Below are 22,018 nucleotides of genomic sequence, written 5' to 3'. Positions count from 1 at the left end.
CTGCCGCCCGCCGTGAGCAGGCCCCGCCCCGCCACCACGGGTCCATGACACACGGTCGTCCGCATCCTGGAATTCCCATGGCGCGCAAGAGGTGATCTCGCGTAGAAATCCGCCATGTTCTGGGTCCTCTTCCTGCTGCTGGCGTGGGCCGCGGCGGGCATCAGCTGCGGCCGGCTCTGTGTCGCCGCCGCCGACGCCGCCCACGACGACCCCGGCCCCGGCTTCGGCTCCGGCTCCGGCTCCGGCTCCGGCTCCGGCCACGACGACAGCCCCGGCCCCCGCCACGAGCACGTCCATGACCACGAGTTGAGCCTGTACGAAGCCGCTTTCCTGGCCGGTGGCCCGCACCGTGTGGCCGAGCTGACGATGGTCGCGATGCACCGCGGGCGGCGGCTGCTCCTCGCGCACACCGGCTGGGCCACCGTCGTCGACCCGGAGGGCGAGGACGACCTGGAACGCTCGGTGATCGGTGCGATCGGCCCGGACGGCCAGTGCCGGATAGCGGCGATACGGCACGCCACGGCCGCCGACGACGCCGTACGTGCCCTCTCCGACCGGCTCGTCACGGCCGGTCTCGCCGTACCCGAGAGGGTCCGGGCGGGCCTGGCGGGCGCCGTGCGGGCCGTGTGGGGCGCGACCGCGCTCACCCTGGCGCTCGCGGCCGCCTCGCTGCTGACGCTCCCTCAGGACCAGGGCGAGAAGGGTCCCGTCGCGATGTGGTTCACGCTTCCGCTCGTGCTCACCCTGGGCTGTCTCGTGATCGCCCGCGTCGAGGTCCATCCGTACACCCGCTGGGCCTCCCCGGCCGGCCGACGGCTGCTGCGCGGGCTGCCCCCGCGACACGACGGCGGGGAACGGGCCTTCCTCACCGCGGTGGCCGTACACGGCGTCCGCGCGCTCGACGATCCGGCGCTGCGCGCCGCACTCGGCGACCGGCGGACGGCGCATAGGGGTCAATGACGCGACACTCGAACAGAAGTGCTTTACAAAGTGCGTCGCTCTGCTGATCTTCGTGCCACTGGCGGTGCGAAGGGGAACGCGATGAGAGCAGTAGCGCTGTACGGGGCCGTCGGCTCCCTGGTCCTGTCGGCGCTCGTCTCGGCCCCGGCGGGCGGCGTCGAAGCGGGCGCCACGCCGGAGGACGTGGGCACGGCCATGGCCGCCGTGCGCGCGTCGATCACCGGAATCTCCTTCGGGGCCTGCCCGTCCGCCGAGGAGCTCCCCCGGTACGTCGAGTGCGGCACGGTCGCCGTCCCGCTCGACTACGCAGATCCGGGGGGCCGTCAGATCCGGCTCACCGTCAGCCGGGTGAAGGCCACCGGCAAACCGGCCGAACGTCAGGGCGCGCTCGTCTACAACCCCGGCGGGCCCGGCGGTTCGGGCATGTACTTCCCGGAACTCGGCAGGACGCCGGAGTGGAAGCGGATCGCGGCGGCGTACGACATGGTCGGCTACGCCCCGCGCGGCGTGGGCCGTTCGGCCCCGCTGTCCTGCCAGGACCCCCGGGACTTCACCAAGGCGCCCACGCCGGCTCCGGTCCGGCCGTCGGCCTCGTACAAACGGGAGCAGATCGCTCGGGCGAAGGCGTACGCCGAGGGCTGCGCCCGCAATGCGGGCCCGGCCCTGCGCCACTACCACTCGCTGAACAACGCCCGCGATCTTGAGGTGCTGCGGGCGGCGCTGCAGGAGAAACAGCTCACCTTCCTCGGCGCCTCCTACGGCACGTACGTGGGCGCCCTGCACGCCACCCTCTTTCCCCGGCACGTGCGGCGGATGGTCCTCGACTCTGCGGTCGACCCCGCGCCGGAGAAGATCTGGTACGTCAACAACCTGGAGCAGTCACTGGCCTTCGAGAGCCGGTGGGCGGACTTCCGCGCCTGGGTCGCCCGGCACCACAGCAGGTACGGCCTGGGGGCGACGCCCGAGGCGGTGCTGGACAGTTACGAGAAGGTCCGGGCGCGGCTCGCGTACGAGCCTGCGGGCGGCAGGGTCGGCCCCGGCGAGCTGCAGTCGGCGTACCTCCGGGCCGGCTACTTCGACCGCTACTGGCCGCGGCGCGCGCATGCGCTCTCGGAGTATCTGAAGGGCAATCCGCAGCCACTGACCGCACAGGCCGCACCCGATCCCGACGAGGCCGTGGAGGACGAGAACGGCAACGCCGTGTACACGGCCGTCCAGTGCAACGACGCGTCCTGGCCGACGGACTGGAGGGTCTGGGACCGCGACAACACCGCGCTGGCGCGCCGGGCGCCGTTCGAGACCTGGGCGAATGCCTGGATGAATCTGCCGTGCGCGTACTGGCCGGCGCCCCGGCAGCGGCCGCTGGACCTCCGCACCGGCCCCGGCGAGCTGCCGCCGCTGCTGATCCTGGCGGCGGAGCGGGACGCGGCGACGCCGTACGCCGGGTCGCAGAGGCTGCAGCAGCGGCTGGCCGGCTCCGTGCTGATCACCGAGAAGGGCTCCGGCTCGCACGGCATCTCGGGCGGTGACAACGCCTGCGTCAACGGCCACATGGAGGCGTATCTGCTGACCGGCAGGACGCCGGTGCGGCGCGCGTCGTGCGCGCCGCACCCGCAGCCGGACCCGGTGTCGCTGGACCAGCGGGCGGTCGAGCGCAAGCCGCCGCCGGCTGTCTGATCTTCCGGGTCAAGGGGAGACGGGCCGCGTCTGCGGCCCGTCTCCAGGTCATGCGAGAAGCAGGTCAGGTGAGGAGCAGGTCAGGCGAGCCCGGCCACCAGATCGGCGACGCTCTTCCTGCGCCCTGTGCCGCATCTCCCGGGGGCCACCCCCCGGACCCCCGGCCGGGAGGCATCACGCAAGACCGGCCACCAGCTCCGCAACGCTCTTCCTGCGCCCCGTACCGCATCTCCCGGGGGCCACCCCCCGGGCCCCCGGCCGGGAGGCATCACGCAAGACCGGCCACCAGCTCCGCAACGCTCTTCCTGCGCCCTGTGTAGAACGGGACCTCTTCGCGGACGTGCATACGGGCCTCGGAGGCGCGCAGGTGGCGCATGAGGTCGACGATGCGGTACAGCTCGTCGGCCTCGAAGGCGAGGATCCACTCGTAGTCGCCGAGCGAGAACGAGGCGACCGTGTTCGCGCGCACGTCGGGGAAGCCGCGGGCCATCTTGCCGTGGTCGGCGAGCATCCGGCGGCGGTCCTCGTCGGGGAGCAGGTACCAGTCGTACGAGCGCACGAAGGGGTACACCGAGACGTAGTTCCGCGGCGTCTCGTCGGCGAGGAACGCCGGGATGTGCGCCTTGTTGAACTCGGCGGGGCGGTGCAGCGCCATGTTCGACCAGACCGGCTCCAGCGCGCGGCCGAGGCGGGTGCGGCGGAACAGGTTGTACGCCTCCTGAAGCTGGTCCGCGGTCTCCGCGTGCCACCAGATCATGAGGTCGGCGTCCGCGCGCAGGCCGGACACGTCGTACGTACCGCGAACGGTGACGTCCTTGGCCGCGAGCTGGTCGAACAGCTCCTGGACCTCGTCGGCGTAGCCGGCACGGTCCTGCGGCAGCACGTCGCGCAGCTTGAAGACTGACCACAGGGTGTAGCGGATGACCTCGTTGAGGTCCTTCGCCTTCTTACCGGCGTTCGGGATCTTTTCGGGCGCACTCATACAACTATTCTCGCCCGTCACGGGCAGTGCCCTGCACCAGGGGGGCCGTGGCGATGATCTCGTCCGCGGCGCGCTGTCCGCTGCCGATGCACGCGGGGATGCCCACGCCGTCGTACGCCGCCCCGCAGACCCGCAGCCCGGGCAGCTTCGCCACGGCGTCCCGGACCCGCCCGACGCGGGCGAGATGGCCGACGGGGTACTGCGGCAGTCCGCCGATCCAGCGGGTGACCTCGGTCGCGACGGGGCGCGCGGTGAGGCCGGTCGCCTCGCCGAGGTCCTTCAGGGACACCGAGACGAGGTCGGCGTCCTCGCGCTCCAGCTGGTCCTCCTCGCCGAAGCGGCCGACGCTGGTGCGGAGCAGGAAGAGGTCCGGGGCGCTGCGGGCCACCCAGTCCCACTTCTGGGCCGAAAAAGTGGACGCCTTGATCGTGCGGCCGTCGACGGGCGGCACGAGGAAGCCGGAGCCGGCGGGCAACTGCCCGGCGAGGTCGGCCCGCCGGAACGCGAAGGTGATCAGCGCCATCGACGCGTACTCGACGGCGGCGAGCTCGGCGGCGGCGGCCGGGGACTCGTCGGCGAGCAGCGCGGAGGCGGACCAGGCGGGGGCCGCGAGGATCACACCGTCGGCGTCGAAGTGACGCTGGTCGGTGCGGATGCGCCACCCCTCGGTGGTACGGGTCAGGCCCAGTACCGGGGCCTCGGTGTGGATCTCCCCGCCGGCGGCGCGGACCGCGTCGGCGACCGCGAGCGGGAGGGTGCCGACGCCGCCTTCGATGCCCATGAAGACGGGTCCGGTCTGCTGCTGCTCCGCGGCCCGCCGCTGCACCTCGCGCACCGCGTCCAGCAGGGAGCCGTGGGCGGCCCTGGCCGCCTCGAAGAGCGCGGGGACGGCGGCACGCATGGAGATGCGGTAGGCGTCGCCCGCGTACACGCCGCCGAGCAGCGGCTCGACGAGCCGGTCGACGACCTCGCGGCCGAGGCGCTCCGCGACGTACGCGCCGATGGCCACGTCGTCGCCGATCTCGGCCGGGGGCAGGTCGCGCTCGTGATCGATCCGGTCGAGACCCTCCGCGGACAGCAGTCCGGACAGGGCGTCGGGGCTGCCGGGCACCCCCATCACATGGCCCTTGGGCATGGGGCGCAGGGCGTCGCGTGTCCAGACGGAGGCGGTGGCGGTGGCCGGGGGCTGCAGCCGGTCGCCGAGGCCGACGGCCCGCGCGAGGGCGATCGCCTCCGGCCGGCGGGCGAGCATCGACTCGGCGCCCAGGTCGACGGGGCCGCCGGCGATCTCGCCGGCCTGGAGCTTGCCGCCGAGCCGGGTGGTCGCCTCCAGCAGGGTCACGCGCAGCCCGGTGGTCAGCAGCCGGTGTGCGGCTGCGAGGCCCGCGATACCGCCGCCGATGACGACGACATGGCCGGTGCGGGCGGCCGGGCGCTCTGAGATGGACAGCATGCCTCCACTCTCTCAAACGCCCGTCGGTGTCCCGTAACGAGTCCTGACCGTGACCGCTTCGGAACCGGAATACGGCAACCCGCTCACCTGCCTCGCGCGTCGAACCGGCACCAGCCACCAATCCCTTGGGGGGACCCGATATGCGTGCACGGCACAGGCTCGCGGCAGTGCTCCTGGCCGCCTCACTCGCCCTCGCCGGGTGCGGCTCCGACGACACGGACACCACCGCCCTTGACAGCAAGGCAGGCGGGGACGCGGCCGCGGCGGCGAAGGGCTCTGCCCCGGACTCCGGTTACGCGGGTGCCCAGCCGTCCGAAGGCAAGCAGCAGCAGCCGAAGGTTCCGGAGACCCACATCGTCAGGACCGCCGAGCTGAGTGTGGAGGTGAAGGACGCCACGAAGGCGCTCGACTCGGTCCGCAGGACGGTCGAGAGTGCCGGCGGGCACGTCGCCAACGAGTCCACCGAGCGGGTCGACGACACGCATGTGTCGTCCCGGGTGGTGCTGCGCGTGCCGCAGGACCGGTACACGGGGATTCTCGCGGACCTGGCGGGCAGCGGAAAGCTGTTGTCGCGCCGGGCGGACGCCAAGGACGTCACCGCCCAGGTGGTCGACGTGGAGAGCAGGATCGCGACGCAGCGGGCGAGTGTGGCGCGGGTGCGGGCGCTGATGGACCGGGCGACGCAGCTGAGCGATGTGGTCACGCTGGAGGGCGAGCTGAGCAGGCGTCAGGCCGAGCTGGAGTCCCTTCTGGCCCAGCAGGCGTCGCTCAAGGACCGTACGACGATGGCGACGATCACGCTGGAGCTGTCCGAGGCGGAGAAGCCGAGGGAGCCGAAGGACGAGGACGACACCGGCTTCCTGGACGCGCTGGAAGGCGGCTGGAACGCGCTGGTGACGACTGTGCGGTGGATCGGGCTGGTGCTGGGCGCGGTGGCGCCGTTCGCCGTGGTGTTCGCGGCGCTGTACGCGGTGTGGCGGTGGCTGGTCCGGCCGCGGCCGGCCAGGCGCACCGCCGCGGTCCCGGCGCCCCGGCAGGTCCCCGCGACGGGGCCGGCTCGTGCGACGGGGCCGGACCGTGCGGCGGAGCCGGACCCGGCGCCCGGGCAGGACTGAACGGCCGCTCCCACGTAGCGTGTTCCTCATGGAACGACTGGTGGTCATCGGCGGCGACGCGGCGGGCATGTCCGCCGCGTCGCAGGCCCGCAGGCTCAAGGGCCCAGAGGCGTTGGAGATCGTCGCGTTCGAGCGCTCCCACTTCTCGTCGTACTCGGCGTGCGGCATTCCGTACTGGGTCGGCGGCGATGTGACGGACCGGGGCGAGCTGATCGCCCGTACGCCCGAGGGGCACCGGGCACGCGGGATCGATCTGCGGATGCGCACCGAGGTCACGGAGATCGACATCGCGGGGCAGCGGGTGCGGTCCCGGGATCTGGAGTCGGGCGCCGAGTCGTGGACGGGCTTCGACAAGCTCGTCGTCGCGACCGGCGCCCGGCCGGTGCGGCCTCCGCTGCCGGGGATCGACGCGCCGGGCGTCCACGGGGTGCAGACCCTCGACGACGGGCAGGCGCTGCTCGACACCCTCGACCGCACCGAGGGGCGGCGGGCCGTCGTCATCGGCGCCGGCTACATCGGTGTGGAGATGGCGGAGGCGCTGCTGAAGCACGGCTTCGACGTGACCGTCGTCAACCGCGGCGCACAGCCCATGGCCACCCTCGACCCGGACATGGGCCGGCTGGTGCACGCGGCGATGGACGGGCTCGGCATCACGACGGTCGACGGCGCCGAGGTCACCAAGATCCTGACGGGCCCGAACGGACATGTCCGCGCGGTCGCCACGGAGGACGCCGAGTACCCGGCGGACGTCGTCGTGCTCGGCATCGGTGTGGAGCCGGAGACGACCCTGGCGGGCGCGGCGGGGCTGCCGCTCGGAACGTACGGGGGTCTGCTCACCGATCTCGCGATGCGCGTACGCGGCCACGACAACGTCTGGGCGGGCGGCGACTGCGTCGAGGTGCTGGACCTCGTCTCGGGCCGGGAACGCCACGTCCCGCTCGGCACGCACGCCAACAAGCACGGCCAGGTCATCGGTGCGGGAGTGGGAGGCGGCTACGCGACCTTCCCCGGTGTCGTGGGCACGGCCGTGAGCAAGGTCTGCGACCTCGAGATCGCCCGTACCGGGCTGCGTGAGAAGGACGCCCGCGAGGTGGGGCTGCGGTTCGTGACCGCGACGATCGAGTCGACGAGCCGTGCGGGCTACTACCCGGGCGCGGCCCCGATGACCGTCAAGATGCTGGCGGAGCGCCGCACCGGCCGGCTGCTGGGCGTCCAGATCGTCGGCCGCGAGGGGGCGGGGAAGCGCGTGGACATCGCGGCGGTCGCGCTGACGGCCGGGATGACGGTGGAGCAGATGACCACTCTGGACCTGGGCTATGCGCCGCCGTTCTCACCGGTGTGGGACCCGGTGCTGGTCGCGGCGCGGAAGGCGACGGCGGCGGTGCGCGCGGCCGGGTGACGGCCGAACCCGGGCACGGTGCGCTCGCCGCAGAATGTCCGGCGGCGAGCACACCCGGGCCAGGGCCTGTGTCAGCGCGCGGTCGCGGTGTGCACGTGCTCCACGAGCCGGGTCAGCGCGTCCGGGTCGGTGGTGGGCAGGACGCCGTGGCCCAGGTTGAAGACATGGCCCTCCAGTCCGGCGGCGGCGTCGAGAACCTCGCGGGTCTTGGCCTCGACCGCCTCCGTCGACGAGAACAGCACCGCCGGGTCCAGGTTCCCCTGGAGCGCCTTGCCGGGGCCGACGCGACGGGCGGCCTCGTCGAGCGGGACGCGCCAGTCGACGCCGACGACGTCCGCTCCGGCCTCGCCCATCAGGCCGAGCAGCTCGCCGGTGCCGACGCCGAAGTGGATGCGCGGGACGCCGTACGACTCGACGGCGCGGAACACCTTCGCGGAGGCGGGCATCACGGAGCGCCGGTAGTCGGCGGGGGCCAGTGCGCCGACCCAGGAGTCGAAGAGCTGCACGGCGCTCGCGCCCGCCTCGATCTGCACCTTCAGGAAGGCCGCGGTGATCTCCGCGAGCCGGTCCAGGAGGTCGGCCCAGAGCTGCGGGTCGCCGTACATCAGCGCCTTGGTGTGCTCGTGGTTGCGGGAGGGGCCGCCCTCGACGAGGTAGCTGGCGAGGGTGAAGGGCGCGCCCGCGAAGCCGATGAGCGGGGTGGCGCCGAGCTCGCCGGTGAGCATGCCGATCGCCTCGGTGACGTACGCGACGTCGTCGGGGGTCAGATCGCGCAGCCGGGCGAGGTCCTCGCGGCGGCGGATCGGTTCGGCGACGACCGGGCCGACGCCCGGCTTGATGTCGAGGTCGATCCCGATGGCCTTGAGCGGGACGACGATGTCGCTGAAGTAGATGGCGGCGTCGACCTTGTGGCGGCGTACCGGCTGCAGGGTGATCTCGGTGACCAGCTCGGGCCGCATGCACGACTCCAGCATCGGAATGCCTTCGCGCACCTTCAGGTACTCGGGCAGCGACCGCCCGGCCTGCCGCATGAACCAGACCGGCGTGTGCGGCACGGGCTCCCGTCGGCACGCCTTGAGGAAGGCGGATTCCCTGACGGCGTCGGTCTTCGTCTGCTGGCCCGAGGATGGGGTGTCCCCGGCTCGGGCGAAGCCTCGAGCCGGGGGAAGGTCGTTGGCACTCACGCCCAGAATCTTCGCATGTGCGCGCAAGGCGCTCGGCCGGGCCGGGTGTCCCTCCCTGCGCGCGGCGCGCGTTCCGCTTACTCTTCCCGGCATGGCTGCGGCTCAGGGACAGTTTTCCGATCAATCCGACGGCGCTGAGGAAACGGACAGCGCGGAGCGGAAGTCCGTCCCGCGCGCGTTCCGGCTCGCGGTCGAGGCGCTGCGCACGGCACGGCTGCGGCCGGAGATCGAGGTGGATCCGACCCGCCCGCCGCAGCGCCTCGCGCCGCACGCGTACGCCGTGGAGGCGGCGGTCGTCGACGACGGCGAGGACCTCGCGGACGGGCGGCTCGTGCTGCTGCACGACCCGGCGGGGCACGAGGCGTGGCAGGGCACGTTCCGGCTGGTGACGCTGGTCCGTGCGGAGCTGGAACCGGAGATGGCGGCGGACCCGCTGCTGCCGGAGGTCTGCTGGTCGTGGCTGACCGGCGCGCTGGAGGCGCGGGGCCTGTCGTACGGCGAGGCGAGCGGCACCGTGACCCGCGCGGGGTCTCACTACTTCGGAGGACTCGCGAACCGCCGCCCGGCGACCCAGATCGAGATCCGCGCCTCCTGGACTCCGCGCTGCGGCCACGACGGCGTCCCGGACACCGCCGCTCACATCGCGGCCTGGTGCGACCTCCTCTGCCAGATCGCGGGCCTTCCCCCGGCAAGCCCCGCGGGCGTCCCGGACGGCGCCGCGGGCGTCGTGTCCCTCCCCCAGCGCCGCGGCCCCCAGGCCCCGTAACCGCGCCGGCCCGCGCGTCCCGCGTCCGGGGCGGGGGCGGAGACGGGGACGCCCGGCCCGGTCGTCTCCGGCGCGGGAAGCCGGCCCGGCCGTTGCCGTACCCCTCACCGCTCATGGGCCGATGCCGCCTCCGCCTCCGGCACCGCCGTCGGCGCCGCCCGGCGGGGGCAGGACGGCGGCGAGGGACGGCGGTGCGGGACGGCAGCCTGGGAAGCGTGGACGGGCGCGCCCGCGCCCGACGCCCCGATTCGCCCGTGGAGCAGGCCTTGGGCCCGCCACGACCACGGCTCGCCTTCCGGCGGCACGGGGGCGGGACAGCGCCCCGGGACGTGGGAGCGCTTGCTCATAGGATGATCGATCACGCGTCCGAATTGCCGGAATTGTTACTCACCAAATCGTGATCTTTCTCTAAAGGCGCGCGGGTTTGCTGCCGAAGAGGTGGTGACCCTTCAAGCACGGTCCGCCCCGGCTTTTTCCCCGAGCCGGCCCCGTCCCCCACCTTCCCAGGAGGCCTGGTGTCCGTTCTCCTCGAGCAGCCCGCAAGCCTGGTCGCCTACCGCCCGAACAAGCCGACGGCCATGGTCGTCGTGGCCGACCCGCGCGTCCGTTCCACCGTCACCCGCCACCTGTGGGCGCTCGGGGTGCGTGACGTCATCGAGGCGTCGTCCATCGCGGAGGCCCGTCCCCGCGTCGGCAACCCGCGTGACATCTGCGTTGCCGACGTCCACCTGCCCGACGGTTCCGGGCTGACCCTGCTGTCCGAGACCCGCGCCGCGGGCTGGCCCAACGGCCTCGCCCTCTCCGCGGCCGACGACATCGGCGCGGTCCGCAACGCGCTGGCCGGCGGGGTCAAGGGCTACGTCGTCACCGGTACGCGCACGAACCTCGGCCACCCCACCCGCCCCGGAGCCGCCCCCATCGGCGCCGCGGCCGCCCGGCTGCACCGCCGTCCCCCCGGCGCTCCGAGCCACCCGGGCGGCTACCGCGAGCTCTCCGGCCGCGAGGTGGAGGTGCTCCGGCTCGTCGCCGAGGGCCAGTCGAACAAGGCGATCGGCGTCTCGATGGGCCTGTCCGCTCTGACGGTCAAGAGCCACCTCGCCCGTATCGCACGCAAGCTCGGCACGGGCGACCGGGCCGGAATGGTGGCCGTCGCGCTGCGTACCGGAATCATCCACTGACCGCTTTACACCACACCCGTGTCCGTCGACGGAACGTTCCGTCGACGGACGCGTTCCGTTCACAGATACCCTTGACATGTGACCGACGCCCAAGAGACCGCAGCAGAGCCAGACCTGCGAATCCCCGGGGGCGGCCCCCCGGACGACGGCCTCGCAGTCGAGAGGGTGCCGATCCCCCTGCTGGAGCCGCGCGAGGGCATTCCCCCGGTGGTGTCCACGCCCGAGGCCCTCGAATCCGTCATCGCCGCGTTCGCCGCCGGCAGCGGACCCGTCGCCGTGGACGCCGAGCGTGCGTCCGGTTACCGGTACGGGCAGCGCGCGTATCTCGTGCAGCTGCGCCGCGAAGGCGCGGGCACCGCGCTGATCGACCCCGTCGGCTGCCCCGACCTCTCCGGGCTCGGCGAGGCACTCGCCGGCACGGAGTGGATCCTGCACGCGGCGACCCAGGATCTGCCGTGCCTGCGCGAAATAGGCATGGTGCCGACCCGGCTCTTCGACACCGAGCTTGCCGGGCGGCTCGCGGGCTTCCCGCGGGTGGGGCTCGGCGCGATGGTCGAGTCGGTCCTCGGCTACGCGCTGGAGAAGGGCCACTCCGCCGTGGACTGGTCCACGCGGCCGCTGCCGGAGCCCTGGCTGCGGTACGCGGCGCTCGACGTGGAGCTGCTCGTCGATCTGCGGGACGCGCTGGAGAAGGAGCTGGACCGGCAGGGGAAGCTGGAGTGGGCGCGGCAGGAGTTCGACGCGATCGCGTCCGCGCCGCCCGCGCTGCCGCGCAAGGACCCGTGGCGGCGTACGTCCGGGATGCACAAGGTGCGGCGCCGGCGGCAGATGGCGGTCGTACGGGAGCTGTGGACCGCGCGCGACAAGGTGGCACAGCGGCGGGACGTGTCACCGGGCAAGGTGCTCAGTGACGGGGCGATCGTCGAGGCGGCGCTGGCGCTGCCGCCGAACGTGCATGCGCTGACCGCGCTCCCCGGCTTCGGGCACCGGATGGGCCGACGGCAGCTGGAGCAGTGGCAGGCCGCGGTGGACCGGGCACGGGCACTGGCGGACGCGGAGCTGCCGCAGCCGGGGCAGCCGGTGACGGGTCCGCCGCCGCCCCGCTCCTGGGCGGACAAGGACCCGGCGGCCGCGGCGCGGCTGTCCGCGGCGCGCGCGGCCGTGTCCTCGCTCGCGGAGGAGCTGAACCTTCCGCAGGAGAACCTGATCACCCCGGACACGGTGCGGCGCCTCTGCTGGGAGCCGCCGCAGGAGGCGACCCCGGAAGCGGTCGCCTCGGCCCTCGCCGCGCTGGGCGCGCGCGCCTGGCAGATCGAGCAGGTGACTCCCGTGCTGACCCGGGCCCTCCAGGCCACGGTCTGACGCGGGGCCCTCCGGGGGTGCGGGGGCCCTCCGGGGGTGCGGTGCGGGGTGCCTCTGGCGGGGTGCGGGGTGATGGTGTGCCCGGTGCCGTGGGCGCGGCCGGTGTGTCCGTCCTCAAGCTCCCCCTACGCCCTGCGGCGTGGGGGACCCCCAGACGGGCTTGGGTGGTCGGGGGTGTCCGGGACCGGGCGGTTGCCGTCCGGGGCCGCTCCGGGGCTCGTATCCGGGACGGCATGATTTACGGCGCGCCACCCCGTGCCGTGCAGGCACCGCGGACGTCGCGCGCCACAAATCACGCTTCAGTGTCCCGAACACGACCCCTGCACGTCCCCGGGTTGCGTACCCGTGGGGGCTGACCCCGGTGGCTGGCGTCCACCGGCCCGCGGCCGGAAAGCGGGCCGGGGCGGGGCCGTGCAGGGTCGCCCCCGCAGAAACTCGGGCGGTGGTGCCGGATGACGCCGTATCCACCGATTTCCGAGGAGGCGAGCCCGGAGGGGCCCCGCCCCACCACCCACCGGCGCACCCCAAGCCCGTCTGGGGGTCCCCCCACGCCGCAGGGCGTAGGGGGAGCTTGAGGACGGACACACCGGACGCCGTCACGGCACCGGGCAACCCCGCCAAACCCGGCCCGTCCCGGCCGCACCGCGACAAGGGGCAAGCCCGACCACCCAAGCCCGTCTGGGGGTCCCCCCACGCCGCAGGGCGTAGGGGGAGCTTGAGGACGGACACACCGGCCGCGCAACCGGTACCGGGCACACGCACAGCACGTCCGGTGTTTGAGGAAACGGACACACCGGATGCGCAACCGGTACCGGCAGCCGGACAGCCGGGCGGGCCCGGAGTGAGGGCCGGGGTCCTCGTGTGTGACGTTCGCCGCTCCCGCCGTGGGGGGTGGGCAGCATGGTTACCCACAAGTAGCATGAAGGAAGCAAGCGCGCGCTCAGGCGCGTGCCCGCAGCAGTGCCATCCCGCACCCTGGAGGAGAGCCATCGTGCCTCGTACCGTCAGGGACGTCGTCTTCGTCGACGGCGTCCGCACCCCGTTCGGCAAGGCGGGCCCGAAGGGCATCTACCACGAGACCCGCGCCGACGATCTCGTCGTGAAGGCGATCCGGGAGCTGCTGCGCCGCAACCCGGACCTCGACCCCGCGAAGATCGACGAGGTCGCCATCGCCGCGACCACGCAGATCGGCGACCAGGGTCTGACCATCGGCCGTACCGCCGGCATCCTCGCGGGTCTGCCGCAGTCCGTGCCCGGGTACTCGATCGACCGCATGTGCGCCGGCGCGCTGACCGCCGTGACCTCGGTCGCGGGCAGCGTGGCCTTCGGTGCGTACGACGTCGCCGTCGCCGGCGGTGTCGAGCACATGGGCCGCCACCCGATGGGTGAGGGCGTCGACCCGAACCCGCGCTTCGTGTCGGAGAAGCTCGTCGACGAGTCGGCCCTCTTCATGGGTATGACCGCGGAGAACCTGCACGACCGCTACCCGCACATCACCAAGCAGCGCGCCGACGAGTACGCCGTGCGCTCGCAGGAGAAGGCCGCCAAGGCGTACGCCAACGGCAAGATCCAGCAGGACCTGGTGCCGATCTCGGTACGCCGCACCAACCCCGAGGCCGGCGAGACCGGCTGGGGCCTGGTCACCGCCGACGAGCCGATGCGCCCGGGCACCACCCTGGAGAACCTCTCCGGTCTGAAGACCCCGTTCCGTGTCCACGGCCGCGTCACCGCCGGTAACGCCGCGGGTCTGAACGACGGCGCCACCGCCTCGCTCATCGCCTCCGAGGACTTCGCCCGCGAGAACAACCTCCCGGTCAAGATGCGCCTCGTCTCGTACGCCTTCGCCGGCGTCGAGCCCGAGGTCATGGGCTACGGCCCGATCCCGGCGACCGAGAAGGCTCTCGCCAAGGCCGGTCTGTCGATCGAGGACATCAACCTCTTCGAGATCAACGAGGCGTTCGCCGTCCAGGTCCTGGCCTTCCTCGACCACTACGGCATCGCCGACGACGACGCCCGCGTCAACCAGTACGGCGGCGCGATCGCCTTCGGTCACCCGCTCGCCTCCTCCGGTGTGCGTCTGATGACGCAGCTGGCGCGGCAGTTCGAGGAGCAGCCGGAGGTCCGTTACGGCCTCACCACGATGTGCGTCGGCTTCGGCATGGGCGCCACCGTGATCTGGGAGAACCCGCACCACAAGGACGCCGGAGGCACCAAGTGAGCACCACCGCTGAGCTCCTGAAGGGCGCGGCCGAGCTGTTCCCGGACGAGGTCGTCACCCAGGCGCACGTACGCCACCTCGACCTCCCCGGCGGCGCGGGCAAGTTCGCCCTCATCACGCTGGACAACGGCTTCGACCACACCAAGCCGACCACCTTCGGACCGCAGTCCCTCGCGAACCTCAACACCGCGATCGACCAGGTCGAGAAGGAGGCGTCCGAGGGCGCCGTCGTCGGTGTCGGCATCACCGGAAAGCCGTTCATCTTCGCCGTCGGCGCCGACCTCAAGGGCGTCGAGCTGCTCAAGCAGCACTCGGACGCGCTCGCCATCGGCAAGGGCGGCCACGACGTCTTCAAGCGGCTCGCCGGCCTGGCCGTCCCCACCTTCGCGTACTACAACGGCGCGGCGATGGGCGGCGGTGTCGAGGTCGGTCTGCACTGCTCGTACCGGACCGTGTCGAAGGCCCTGCCGGCCTTCTCGCTCCCCGAGGTCTTCCTCGGTCTCGTCCCCGGCTGGGGCGGCTGCACGATCCTGCCGAACCTGATCGGCGCCGACCGTGCGGTCTCGGTGATCATCGAGAACTCGCTCAACCAGAACAAGCAGCTCAAGGGCAAGCAGGTCTTCGAGCTCGGGATCGCCGACGCGATCTTCGAGGGCGCCGACTTCCTGGAGCAGTCGCTGATCTGGACCGCGAACGTGCTGAAGGGCGACGTCACCGTCGAGCGCCCCGAGATCGACCGTGGTGAGGCCTGGGACCAGGCCGTCGCCCGCGGCCGGTTCATCGCGGACTCCAAGGTGCACGGCGCGGCCCCGGCCGCGTACCGCGCCCTCGACATCATCGAGGCGTCCAAGGACGGCGACCTGCAGAAGGGCTTCGACGCCGAGGACACCGCGCTCGCCGACCTGATCATGGGTGGCGAACTGCGTTCCGGCATCTACGCCTTCAACCTGGTGCAGAAGCGCGGCAAGCGCCCCGCCGGTGCCCCGGACAAGAGCCTGGCCCGTCCGGTCACCAAGGTCGGCGTCGTCGGCGCCGGTCTGATGGCCTCTCAGCTGGCGCTGCTCTTCCTGCGCCGCCTGGAGGTGCCGGTCGTCCTCACCGACATCGACCAGGAGCGCGTCGACAAGGGTGTGGGCTACGTCCACGCCGAGATCGAGAAGCTGCTGGGCAAGGGCCGGATCAACCAGGACAAGGCCAACCGCCTCAAGGCCCTGGTCTCCGGTGTCCTGGACAAGGCCGAGGGCTTCGCGGACGCGGACTTCATCATCGAGGCCGTGTTCGAGGAGATGTCCGTCAAGCAGAAGGTGTTCGCGGAGGTCGAGGCGGTCGCCCCGGCGCACGCGATCCTCGCCACCAACACCTCCTCGCTGTCGGTGACCGAGATGGCCTCCAAGCTCCGGCACCCGGAGCGCGTGGTCGGCTTCCACTTCTTCAACCCCGTCGCGGTCCTGCCGCTGCTGGAGATCGTCCGCGGTGAGAAGACGGACGACGCCTCCCTCGCCACCGCCTTCGGTGTCGCGAAGAAGCTCAAGAAGACCGCGGTCCTCACCAAGGACGCCCCGGCGTTCGTCGTGAACCGCATCCTGACCCGCTTCATGGGCGAGATCCAGAACGTCATCGACGAGGGCACCCCGGTGGCCACGGCCGAGAAGGCGATCGAGCCGCTCGGTCTGCCGATGTCGCCGCTGGTCCTGCTGGAGCTGGTCGGCCCGGCCATCGGCCTGCACGTCTCCGAGACCCTCAACCGCGCCTTCCCGGAGCGCTTCAAGGTCTCCGAGAACCTGGCCGCGGTCGTCAAGGCCGGCAAGCGCGGCTTCTACGTCTACGACTCGGGCAAGCCCGAGCTGGACCCGGAGGTCGCCGCCCTCCTCAAGCAGGGCGACAGCGTCCTGACGGAGGAGCAGGTCCGCGACCGTGTCCTGGACGCGGTCGCGCAGGAGATCGGCCTGATGCTGGAGGAGGGTGTCGTCGCCGAGGCGCAGGACATCGACCTCTGCCTGATCACGGGCGCCGGCTGGCCCTTCCACCTGGGCGGCATCACGCCGTACCTGGACCGCGAGGGTGTCTCGCAGCGCGTGAACGGCAAGCCGTTCCTGGCGCAGGGCGTCGCGAGCGTCCCCGCGTAACACCGGCGATACGGCGGAAACGCGAGAACGCAAGAACGCGAGAACGCGAGAACGCCAAAAACACAGAACGGGCCGTACGGGATCTCTCCCGTACGGCCCGTTCTGTGTTCATCGCCGTAGCGCCGTGGCGCCGTGTGCCGCCGTATCGCCGTGGCGATGTATCGATGTATCGAGTGTCGCCGGGCCGAGGCGCTCGGACGCAGAGGGTCAGACGACCTTCCACGCCTCCATCGCCAGCCCCGTCTCAGCCTTCTGGCGGGTCACCCTCAGCGTGCCGTCCGCGCCGAACGCGGCCAGCACCACCCGGCCGTTGCCGTCGATCGCGAGGGCCGGGGCACCGACGCACGGCTCCCCCGTGGACGTCCACTCCGCGCCCGCCGACTCGTCCTCCGTCGGGTACGCGGCGAGCGCCGGCCGGCCGTCCTTGCCGCGCTGCGCGAGGATCGTGCAGTCGTGTCCGTCGACCGGGGTGCGGAGCATGGCGACCGGGCCCGTACCGCCGTCGCCGCCCAGGGCCGCCGGGGCCGTGCCCTCGCGCCAGGCGTGGACGGTGCCCGAGGCGGCGTCGCGCCACACATGGGTGAGCCGCTCACGGCCGGTGCGCTCGGAGCTGAGCGAGCTGTCCGCGGCCGAGGTCTCGATGTCCTCGGCACGCTGGAACTTCACCCCCGCGGTCTCCTGGGTCCACCGCATGACGGCGTCCGGCGTGGGCGCGAGGACCTCCATCAGCCCGTTGTCGGTGAGGGCGGCGGAGGGCACGCCCAGCATGCGGCTGCCCTTGAAGTCGGCCCACTTGTTCCACTTGCCGTTCGGGACCTGGCTGCGGCCGCAGACGCCGCCGCCCGCGTTGCGCAGGAAGACGTGGAGTGAGCCCTCCGCGTCCACGACGGCCGCCGGGAGCCCTATCTTCGCGGCCAGCTCGCGGTCCTTCGCGTACGGAGTGCCGAGCGAGTACCAGTCCCGCATCGGGCGGCCCGACTGGTACTGGATGGTCTGCACGACGTCCGTGGCGATCTCCCCGCCCGCGACGGGCGTGCGGCGCAGCCCGACGAGCTGCACATAGCCGTCGGTGCCCTGGGCGATCGCCAGATACGGAAGCACTCCGGGCGCGGGGAACAGCTCGGGGCCCGTCCAGTCGGGTCCGCCCGGCCGCGTCTCGGTCCACCGCAGCACGCCGTCGGCACCCGGCGCGTACGCGGAGAGCCGGCCGTCCTTGCCGCGCAGCAGCCAGCCGGTCGTCGGCGGCAGCGAGGGGTCCGCAGGCAACGCCGGGTTCGCCCGGAGCGCGCGACGCGGCTGCCTTCCGGTGGTCCCGGCGTCCCCGGTGTCCCCTGCGTCAGGCTTGCTCGTCCGACGCTTCGACCTCCGCGCAGACCGCAATGACATGGCCCGTTGCCCACCTTCCCTGAGCGCCGTGCAAGCGCTTGATTTACGTGACGATAACACTCGGCGGCGCGCCCGATCCGCCCGCCCGAGCCCTGCTCTGTGCCACGCTCCCGACATGCCAATTCTCTTGATCGTCGATGCCGCGAACGTGGTCGGTTCGGTCCCGGACGGCTGGTGGCGCGACCGCTTCGGTGCGACCGAGCGGCTCCGTGACGGACTCGTCCCGTTCGCCCAGGAGGGTATCCCCGGACACCCCGGTCCGGCAGAGGTCGTCCTCGTGGTCGAGGGGCGGGCCCGGGGTGTCACGTCCGTCCCGGGCGTACGCGTCGAGCCGGCGCCCGGCAGCGGCGACGACCACATCGTGTCGCTGGTCGCGGTGGCGCGGGACCGCCCCCGCGTCGTCGTCACGGCCGACCGCGGGCTGCGGGAGCGCGTGGAGGCACTCGGGGCGCAGTGCGCGGGACCGCGGACGGTACGCCCGGCCTGACGGCCGGACGCGGCCGTGGTGCCGGTGTCAGCGGCCCGCCCGGTCGCCCCAGCGGTCCGCGGGCGGTCGCGGGGGACATACGAGGCCCACGGGATCGGGCGGCAGAACCTTTCGGTACGTGGCGTCCCTCAGTACGTGGCCTCCTTGCCCAGCTTGCCGAGGCGGCTCGTCCGGTACCCGTACACGAAGTAGACGACGATGCCGATGGCCATCCAGATGGCGAACCGCAGCCACGTCTCGGTCGGCAGGTTGAGCATGAGCCAGACCGAGGCCGCGATGGACAGGATGGGGACCACCGGCACCCACGGGGTACGGAAGGCACGGTGCAGGTCGGGCCTGGTGCGGCGGAGAACGATGACGCCGAGGGCCACGACGACGAACGCGAAGAGCGTGCCGATGTTCACCAGCGCCGCGAGGGCCTCGAGACTGGTGAAGCCCGCGACGAAGGCGATGACCACACCGAGCAGGATGGTCGCCCGGTGAGGGGTGCGGAACCGCGGGTGGGTGATGGAGAAGAAGCGCGGAAGCAGTCCGTCGCGGCTCATCGCGAAGAACACCCGGGTCTGGCCCAGCAGCAGGATCATGCAGACGGTGATGAGGCCGACGATCGCACCGAGGCTGATGGCGCCGGCGAAGAAGGGCTGGCCGACGGATTTGAAGGCGTCGGCGAGCGGGGCGGTGGCCGACATCTCCGTGTAGTGCTGCATTCCGGTGACCACCAGCGTCACGGCCACGTAGAGCGCGGTGCAGATGAGCAGGGAGCCCAGGATGCCGCGCGGCATGTCCCGCTGGGGGTTCCTGGTCTCCTCCGCGGCGGTGGCCACGACGTCGAATCCGATGAAGGCGAAGAAGACGATGGAGGCCGCGGTGAAGATGCCCATGATGCCGAAGTTCGTCGGTGCGTAGCCGAACAGCACCTGGACCAGCGGTGCCTTGAGGAGTTCGCCGCCCCCGGGCTGCGGCTGGGCCGGGGGGATGAACGGCGAGTAGTTGGCCGACTTGACGAAGAACAGGCCCGCGACGATCACCAGCAGCACGACGGTGACCTTGACGGCGACGACGACCGCGGTGATCCGGGCGGACAGCTTCATCCCGAGGACCAGGATGCCGGTCAGCAGCAGGACCAGCAGGAAGGCCAGCAGGTCGAAGGTGCCTCCCGCGTCACGCCCGGACAGCGCGGCAGGCATGTCCCAGCCGAGATTGGTGCTCAGGAGGCTGCGTGCGTACCCGGCCCAGCCGACCGCCACCACGGCCGTGCCGAGGGCGAATTCCAGGACCAGGTCCCAGCCGATGATCCAGGCGGGCAGCTCGCCGATGGAGGCGTACGAGAAGGTGTAGGCCGAGCCGGCGACCGGCACGGTGGACGCGAACTCGGCGTAGCAGAGCGCCGCGAGGGCGCAGGCGATGCCGGCGGCGACGAAGGCGAGGGCGGTGGCGGGTCCGGCGTTGTCCCTGGCCGCAATGCCCGTGAGGACGAAGATGCCGGTTCCGATGATGACGCCGACGCCGAAGACGGTGAGGTCCCATGCGGACAGGGACTTCTTCAGCGCGTGCTCGGGCTCCTCGGTGTCACGGATCGACTGCTCCACCGTCTTGGTGCGGAACACCCCGGAGCTCTGACGGGGCTGTTGCTCTGTGCTCACCGGCGTACCTCCGTAGCCATGGCCGTATGCCCATGATCGAGAGGGGTGCGGTGCCTCGCCCGCCGAGCAGGTGCGTTTCACACGAAAGGACCGGCCGGAGACCCCTGGAGGTACTCCGACCGGTCCAATGTGTGCGCCGGGTGGCTCAGGCCGTCAGTCGCGCGCGGGCTCCGGGGCCGCGGCCGGGTCGTCGTCGAGGCGGCCGTCCAGCCGGGAAACCAGGCCGGTGACCTGCCGCGCGATGTCCGGTGCGGTCAGACCGATCTCGGCCATGACCTCCTTGCGGGTGGCGTGGTCGAGGAAGCGCGGCGGAATGCCGAAGTCGCGCATCGGTACGTCCACCCCCTCGTCGCGCAGCGCCTGGGAGACGGCGGCGCCGACACCGCCGACGCGGCTGTTGTCCTCGACGGTGACGACGACGCGGTGCTGCTCGGCGAGCGGGGCGAGCGCCTCGTCGACCGGCTTGACCCAGCGGGGGTCCACGACGGTCGTGGAGATGCCCTGCTTGTCGAGCAGGTCGGCGATCTCCAGGCACATCGGGGCGAGCGCGCCGACCGAGACCAGCAGCACGTCGGGCCTGACCGTGCCCGCCTTCCGCAGGACGTCCATACCGCCGATACGGCCGACGGCCGGGACGGCGGGGCCGACCACGCCCTTCGAGTAACGGACGACGGTCGGGGCGTCCTTGACCTCGACGGCCTCGCGGAGCTGGCTGCGCAGCTGCTCGGCGTCGCGCGGGGCGGCGATCCGCAGGGTCGGGACGACCTGGAGGATCGACATGTCCCACATGCCGTTGTGGGAGGCGCCGTCGTCACCGGTGACACCGGCGCGGTCGAGCACGAAGGTGACGCCGCACCGGTGCAGGGCCACATCCATGAGGACCTGGTCGAAGGCGCGGTTGAGGAACGTCGCGTAGACGGCGAAGACCGGGTGGAGCCCGCCGGTGGCGAGGCCCGCGGCGGACGTCGCGGCGTGCTGCTCGGCGATGCCGACGTCGTACACCCGCTCGGGGAAGGCCTCGGCGAACTTCTTCAGGCCGACGGGCTGGAGCATGGCCGCGGTGATCGCGACGATGTCCTCGCGCTCCTTGCCGAGCCTGACCATCTCGTCGCCGAAGACGGAGGTCCAGCTCGCCGCGGCGGTCTTGACCGGCAGGCCGGTGTCGGGGTGGATCGGGCCGATGCCGTGGAAGCGGTCCGCCTCGTCCTGCTCCGCGTGCTGGTAGCCGCGGCCCTTCTCGGTGAGGCAGTGGACGATGACCGGGCCGCCGAACCGCTTGGCGCGGGTCAGCGCGGACTCCAGCGCCTCGATGTCGTGGCCGTCGATGGGGCCGACGTACTTGAGGCCGAGGTCCTCGAACATGCCCTGCGGGGCGATGAAGTCCTTCAGGCCCTTCTTGGCGCCGTGCAGGGTCTCGTAGAGCGGCTTCCCGACGACGGGGGTGCGCTCCAGGATGTCCTTGCCGCGGGCGAGGAAGCGCTCGTAGCCGTCGGTGGTGCGCAGTGTGGCGAGGTGGTTGGCGAGGCCGCCGATCGTGGGGGCGTAGGAGCGCTCGTTGTCGTTGACGACGATGACGAGCGGGCGGTCCTTGGCGTCCGCGATGTTGTTCAGCGCCTCCCACGCCATGCCGCCGGTGAGCGCGCCGTCGCCGATGACCGCGACGACGTGGTCGTCCTTCTTCAGCACCTCGTTGGCCTTGGCGAGGCCGTCGGCCCAGCCGAGGACGGTGGAGGCGTGCGAGTTCTCGATGACGTCGTGCTCGGACTCGGCACGCGAGGGGTAGCCGGACAGGCCGCCCTTGGCGCGCAGCTTGCCGAAGTCCTGCCGGCCGGTGAGGAGCTTGTGGACGTAGCTCTGGTGCCCCGTGTCGAAGAGCACCTTGTCCTTCGGTGAGTCGAAGACGCGGTGCAGGGCGATGGTCAGCTCGACCACGCCGAGGTTGGGGCCGAGATGGCCACCGGTCTTGGACACGGCGTCCACGAGGAAGGTCCGGATCTCTGCGGCCAGCTGATCGAGCTGCTCCGGGCTGAGCCGGTCCAGATCGCGCGGTCCCCTGATACGGGTCAGCAGCGGCACCCGTGC

At 72.2% G+C, this 22,018-nt stretch carries 16 protein-coding genes; 10 read left to right on the top strand and 6 right to left on the bottom strand.

Annotated elements, in window-relative coordinates; translation table 11 throughout:
• The first annotated feature begins 114 nt into the window (after window positions 1-114).
• Both ACZ6ZQ_RS28760 and ACZ6ZQ_RS28755 read left to right on the top strand, forming a co-directional pair.
• The gene (locus ACZ6ZQ_RS28760; protein ID WP_469771418.1) at window positions 115-960 is read left to right on the top strand and encodes a TIGR04222 domain-containing membrane protein; all 846 of its coding nucleotides are present in this window, start codon (window positions 115-117) and stop codon (window positions 958-960) included.
• 81 nt (window positions 961-1,041) lie between these two features.
• On the top strand, window positions 1,042-2,637 hold the full coding sequence (locus ACZ6ZQ_RS28755) for an alpha/beta hydrolase (protein ID WP_469771417.1): 1,596 nt from the start codon (window positions 1,042-1,044) through the stop codon (window positions 2,635-2,637).
• 268 nt (window positions 2,638-2,905) lie between these two features.
• Here the strand turns inward: ACZ6ZQ_RS28755 and hemQ are convergent, their stop codons facing one another.
• Complete coding sequence (gene hemQ / locus ACZ6ZQ_RS28750) at window positions 2,906-3,619, bottom strand: hydrogen peroxide-dependent heme synthase (RefSeq protein WP_469771416.1); 714 nt, start codon at window positions 3,617-3,619, stop codon at window positions 2,906-2,908.
• 4 nt (window positions 3,620-3,623) lie between these two features.
• Window positions 3,624-5,072 (bottom strand): protoporphyrinogen oxidase, encoded by a 1,449-nt coding sequence (gene hemG, locus ACZ6ZQ_RS28745; protein ID WP_469771415.1) that lies wholly within the window; start codon window positions 5,070-5,072, stop codon window positions 3,624-3,626.
• Between the two features lie 140 nt (window positions 5,073-5,212).
• Here hemG and ACZ6ZQ_RS28740 point away from each other — a divergent pair, with 140 nt between their 5' ends.
• Window positions 5,213-6,187 (top strand): DUF4349 domain-containing protein, encoded by a 975-nt coding sequence (locus tag ACZ6ZQ_RS28740; protein WP_469771414.1) that lies wholly within the window; start codon window positions 5,213-5,215, stop codon window positions 6,185-6,187.
• Window positions 6,188-6,215: 28 nt separating this feature from the next.
• Complete coding sequence (locus ACZ6ZQ_RS28735; protein WP_469771413.1) at window positions 6,216-7,586, top strand: FAD-dependent oxidoreductase; 1,371 nt, start codon at window positions 6,216-6,218, stop codon at window positions 7,584-7,586.
• Window positions 7,587-7,657: 71 nt separating this feature from the next.
• Here ACZ6ZQ_RS28735 and hemE read toward each other — a convergent pair whose 3' ends face one another.
• Window positions 7,658-8,770 carry a uroporphyrinogen decarboxylase gene (gene hemE, locus ACZ6ZQ_RS28730; protein WP_469771412.1) on the bottom strand — a complete coding sequence of 371 codons (1,113 nt, stop codon included), beginning with the start codon at window positions 8,768-8,770 and terminating at the stop codon, window positions 7,658-7,660.
• A 91-nt stretch (window positions 8,771-8,861) separates the two neighbouring features.
• Here hemE and ACZ6ZQ_RS28725 point away from each other — a divergent pair, with 91 nt between their 5' ends.
• From ACZ6ZQ_RS28725 to ACZ6ZQ_RS28705, 5 genes are all read left to right on the top strand, one after another.
• Entirely contained in the window at window positions 8,862-9,536 is a 675-nt protein-coding gene (locus ACZ6ZQ_RS28725) for a DUF3000 domain-containing protein (RefSeq protein WP_453669115.1), read from the top strand.
• Between the two features lie 515 nt (window positions 9,537-10,051).
• The gene (locus tag ACZ6ZQ_RS28720; RefSeq protein ID WP_093651875.1) at window positions 10,052-10,714 is read left to right on the top strand and encodes a helix-turn-helix transcriptional regulator; all 663 of its coding nucleotides are present in this window, start codon (window positions 10,052-10,054) and stop codon (window positions 10,712-10,714) included.
• Between the two features lie 78 nt (window positions 10,715-10,792).
• Entirely contained in the window at window positions 10,793-12,076 is a 1,284-nt protein-coding gene (locus ACZ6ZQ_RS28715; RefSeq protein WP_469771411.1) for an HRDC domain-containing protein, read from the top strand.
• A 991-nt stretch (window positions 12,077-13,067) separates the two neighbouring features.
• Window positions 13,068-14,294, top strand: coding sequence for a thiolase family protein (locus ACZ6ZQ_RS28710; protein ID WP_469771410.1), 1,227 nt, complete (start codon window positions 13,068-13,070; stop codon window positions 14,292-14,294).
• Window positions 14,291-16,420 (top strand): 3-hydroxyacyl-CoA dehydrogenase NAD-binding domain-containing protein, encoded by a 2,130-nt coding sequence (locus ACZ6ZQ_RS28705; RefSeq protein ID WP_469771409.1) that lies wholly within the window; start codon window positions 14,291-14,293, stop codon window positions 16,418-16,420. The genes ACZ6ZQ_RS28710 and ACZ6ZQ_RS28705 overlap by 4 nt, the downstream gene beginning before the upstream one ends.
• Window positions 16,421-16,627: 207 nt before the next feature.
• On the opposite strand, the gene ACZ6ZQ_RS28700 is transcribed toward ACZ6ZQ_RS28705, so the two are convergent.
• The gene (locus tag ACZ6ZQ_RS28700) at window positions 16,628-17,686 is read right to left on the bottom strand and encodes a PLL family lectin (protein ID WP_469771408.1); all 1,059 of its coding nucleotides are present in this window, start codon (window positions 17,684-17,686) and stop codon (window positions 16,628-16,630) included.
• 235 nt (window positions 17,687-17,921) lie between these two features.
• On the opposite strand from ACZ6ZQ_RS28700, the gene ACZ6ZQ_RS28695 reads away from it, so the two are divergent.
• A complete protein-coding gene (locus tag ACZ6ZQ_RS28695) occupies window positions 17,922-18,293 on the top strand; it encodes an NTP pyrophosphohydrolase (RefSeq protein WP_469771407.1) in 372 nt (123 codons plus the stop codon).
• 128 nt (window positions 18,294-18,421) lie between these two features.
• Here ACZ6ZQ_RS28695 and ACZ6ZQ_RS28690 read toward each other — a convergent pair whose 3' ends face one another.
• Window positions 18,422-19,936 (bottom strand): amino acid permease, encoded by a 1,515-nt coding sequence (locus tag ACZ6ZQ_RS28690; RefSeq protein ID WP_469771406.1) that lies wholly within the window; start codon window positions 19,934-19,936, stop codon window positions 18,422-18,424.
• Window positions 19,937-20,089: 153 nt separating this feature from the next.
• On the bottom strand, window positions 20,090-22,012 hold the full coding sequence (gene dxs / locus ACZ6ZQ_RS28685; RefSeq protein WP_469771405.1) for a 1-deoxy-D-xylulose-5-phosphate synthase: 1,923 nt from the start codon (window positions 22,010-22,012) through the stop codon (window positions 20,090-20,092).
• Window positions 22,013-22,018: the final 6 nt, after the last annotated feature.

Source organism: Streptomyces sp. NPDC053673 (genome assembly GCF_055585225.1).
Note: the sequence above shows the minus strand (reverse complement) of the source record. Positions and strands in the feature narration are given on the sequence as shown.

What these genes read in the sequence shown, in the direction of transcription:
- ACZ6ZQ_RS28760 (WP_469771418.1), top strand. Translation starts at nt 115, where the DNA reads ATGTTCTGGGTCCTCTTCCTGCTGCTGGCGTGGGCCGCGGCGGGCATC.
- ACZ6ZQ_RS28755 (WP_469771417.1), top strand. Translation starts at nt 1,042, where the DNA reads ATGAGAGCAGTAGCGCTGTACGGGGCCGTCGGCTCCCTGGTCCTGTCG.
- hemQ (WP_469771416.1), bottom strand. Translation starts at nt 3,619, where the DNA reads ATGAGTGCGCCCGAAAAGATCCCGAACGCCGGTAAGAAGGCGAAGGAC.
- hemG (WP_469771415.1), bottom strand. Translation starts at nt 5,072, where the DNA reads ATGCTGTCCATCTCAGAGCGCCCGGCCGCCCGCACCGGCCATGTCGTC.
- ACZ6ZQ_RS28740 (WP_469771414.1), top strand. Translation starts at nt 5,213, where the DNA reads ATGCGTGCACGGCACAGGCTCGCGGCAGTGCTCCTGGCCGCCTCACTC.
- ACZ6ZQ_RS28735 (WP_469771413.1), top strand. Translation starts at nt 6,216, where the DNA reads ATGGAACGACTGGTGGTCATCGGCGGCGACGCGGCGGGCATGTCCGCC.
- ACZ6ZQ_RS28725 (WP_453669115.1), top strand. Translation starts at nt 8,862, where the DNA reads ATGGCTGCGGCTCAGGGACAGTTTTCCGATCAATCCGACGGCGCTGAG.
- ACZ6ZQ_RS28695 (WP_469771407.1), top strand. Translation starts at nt 17,922, where the DNA reads ATGCCAATTCTCTTGATCGTCGATGCCGCGAACGTGGTCGGTTCGGTC.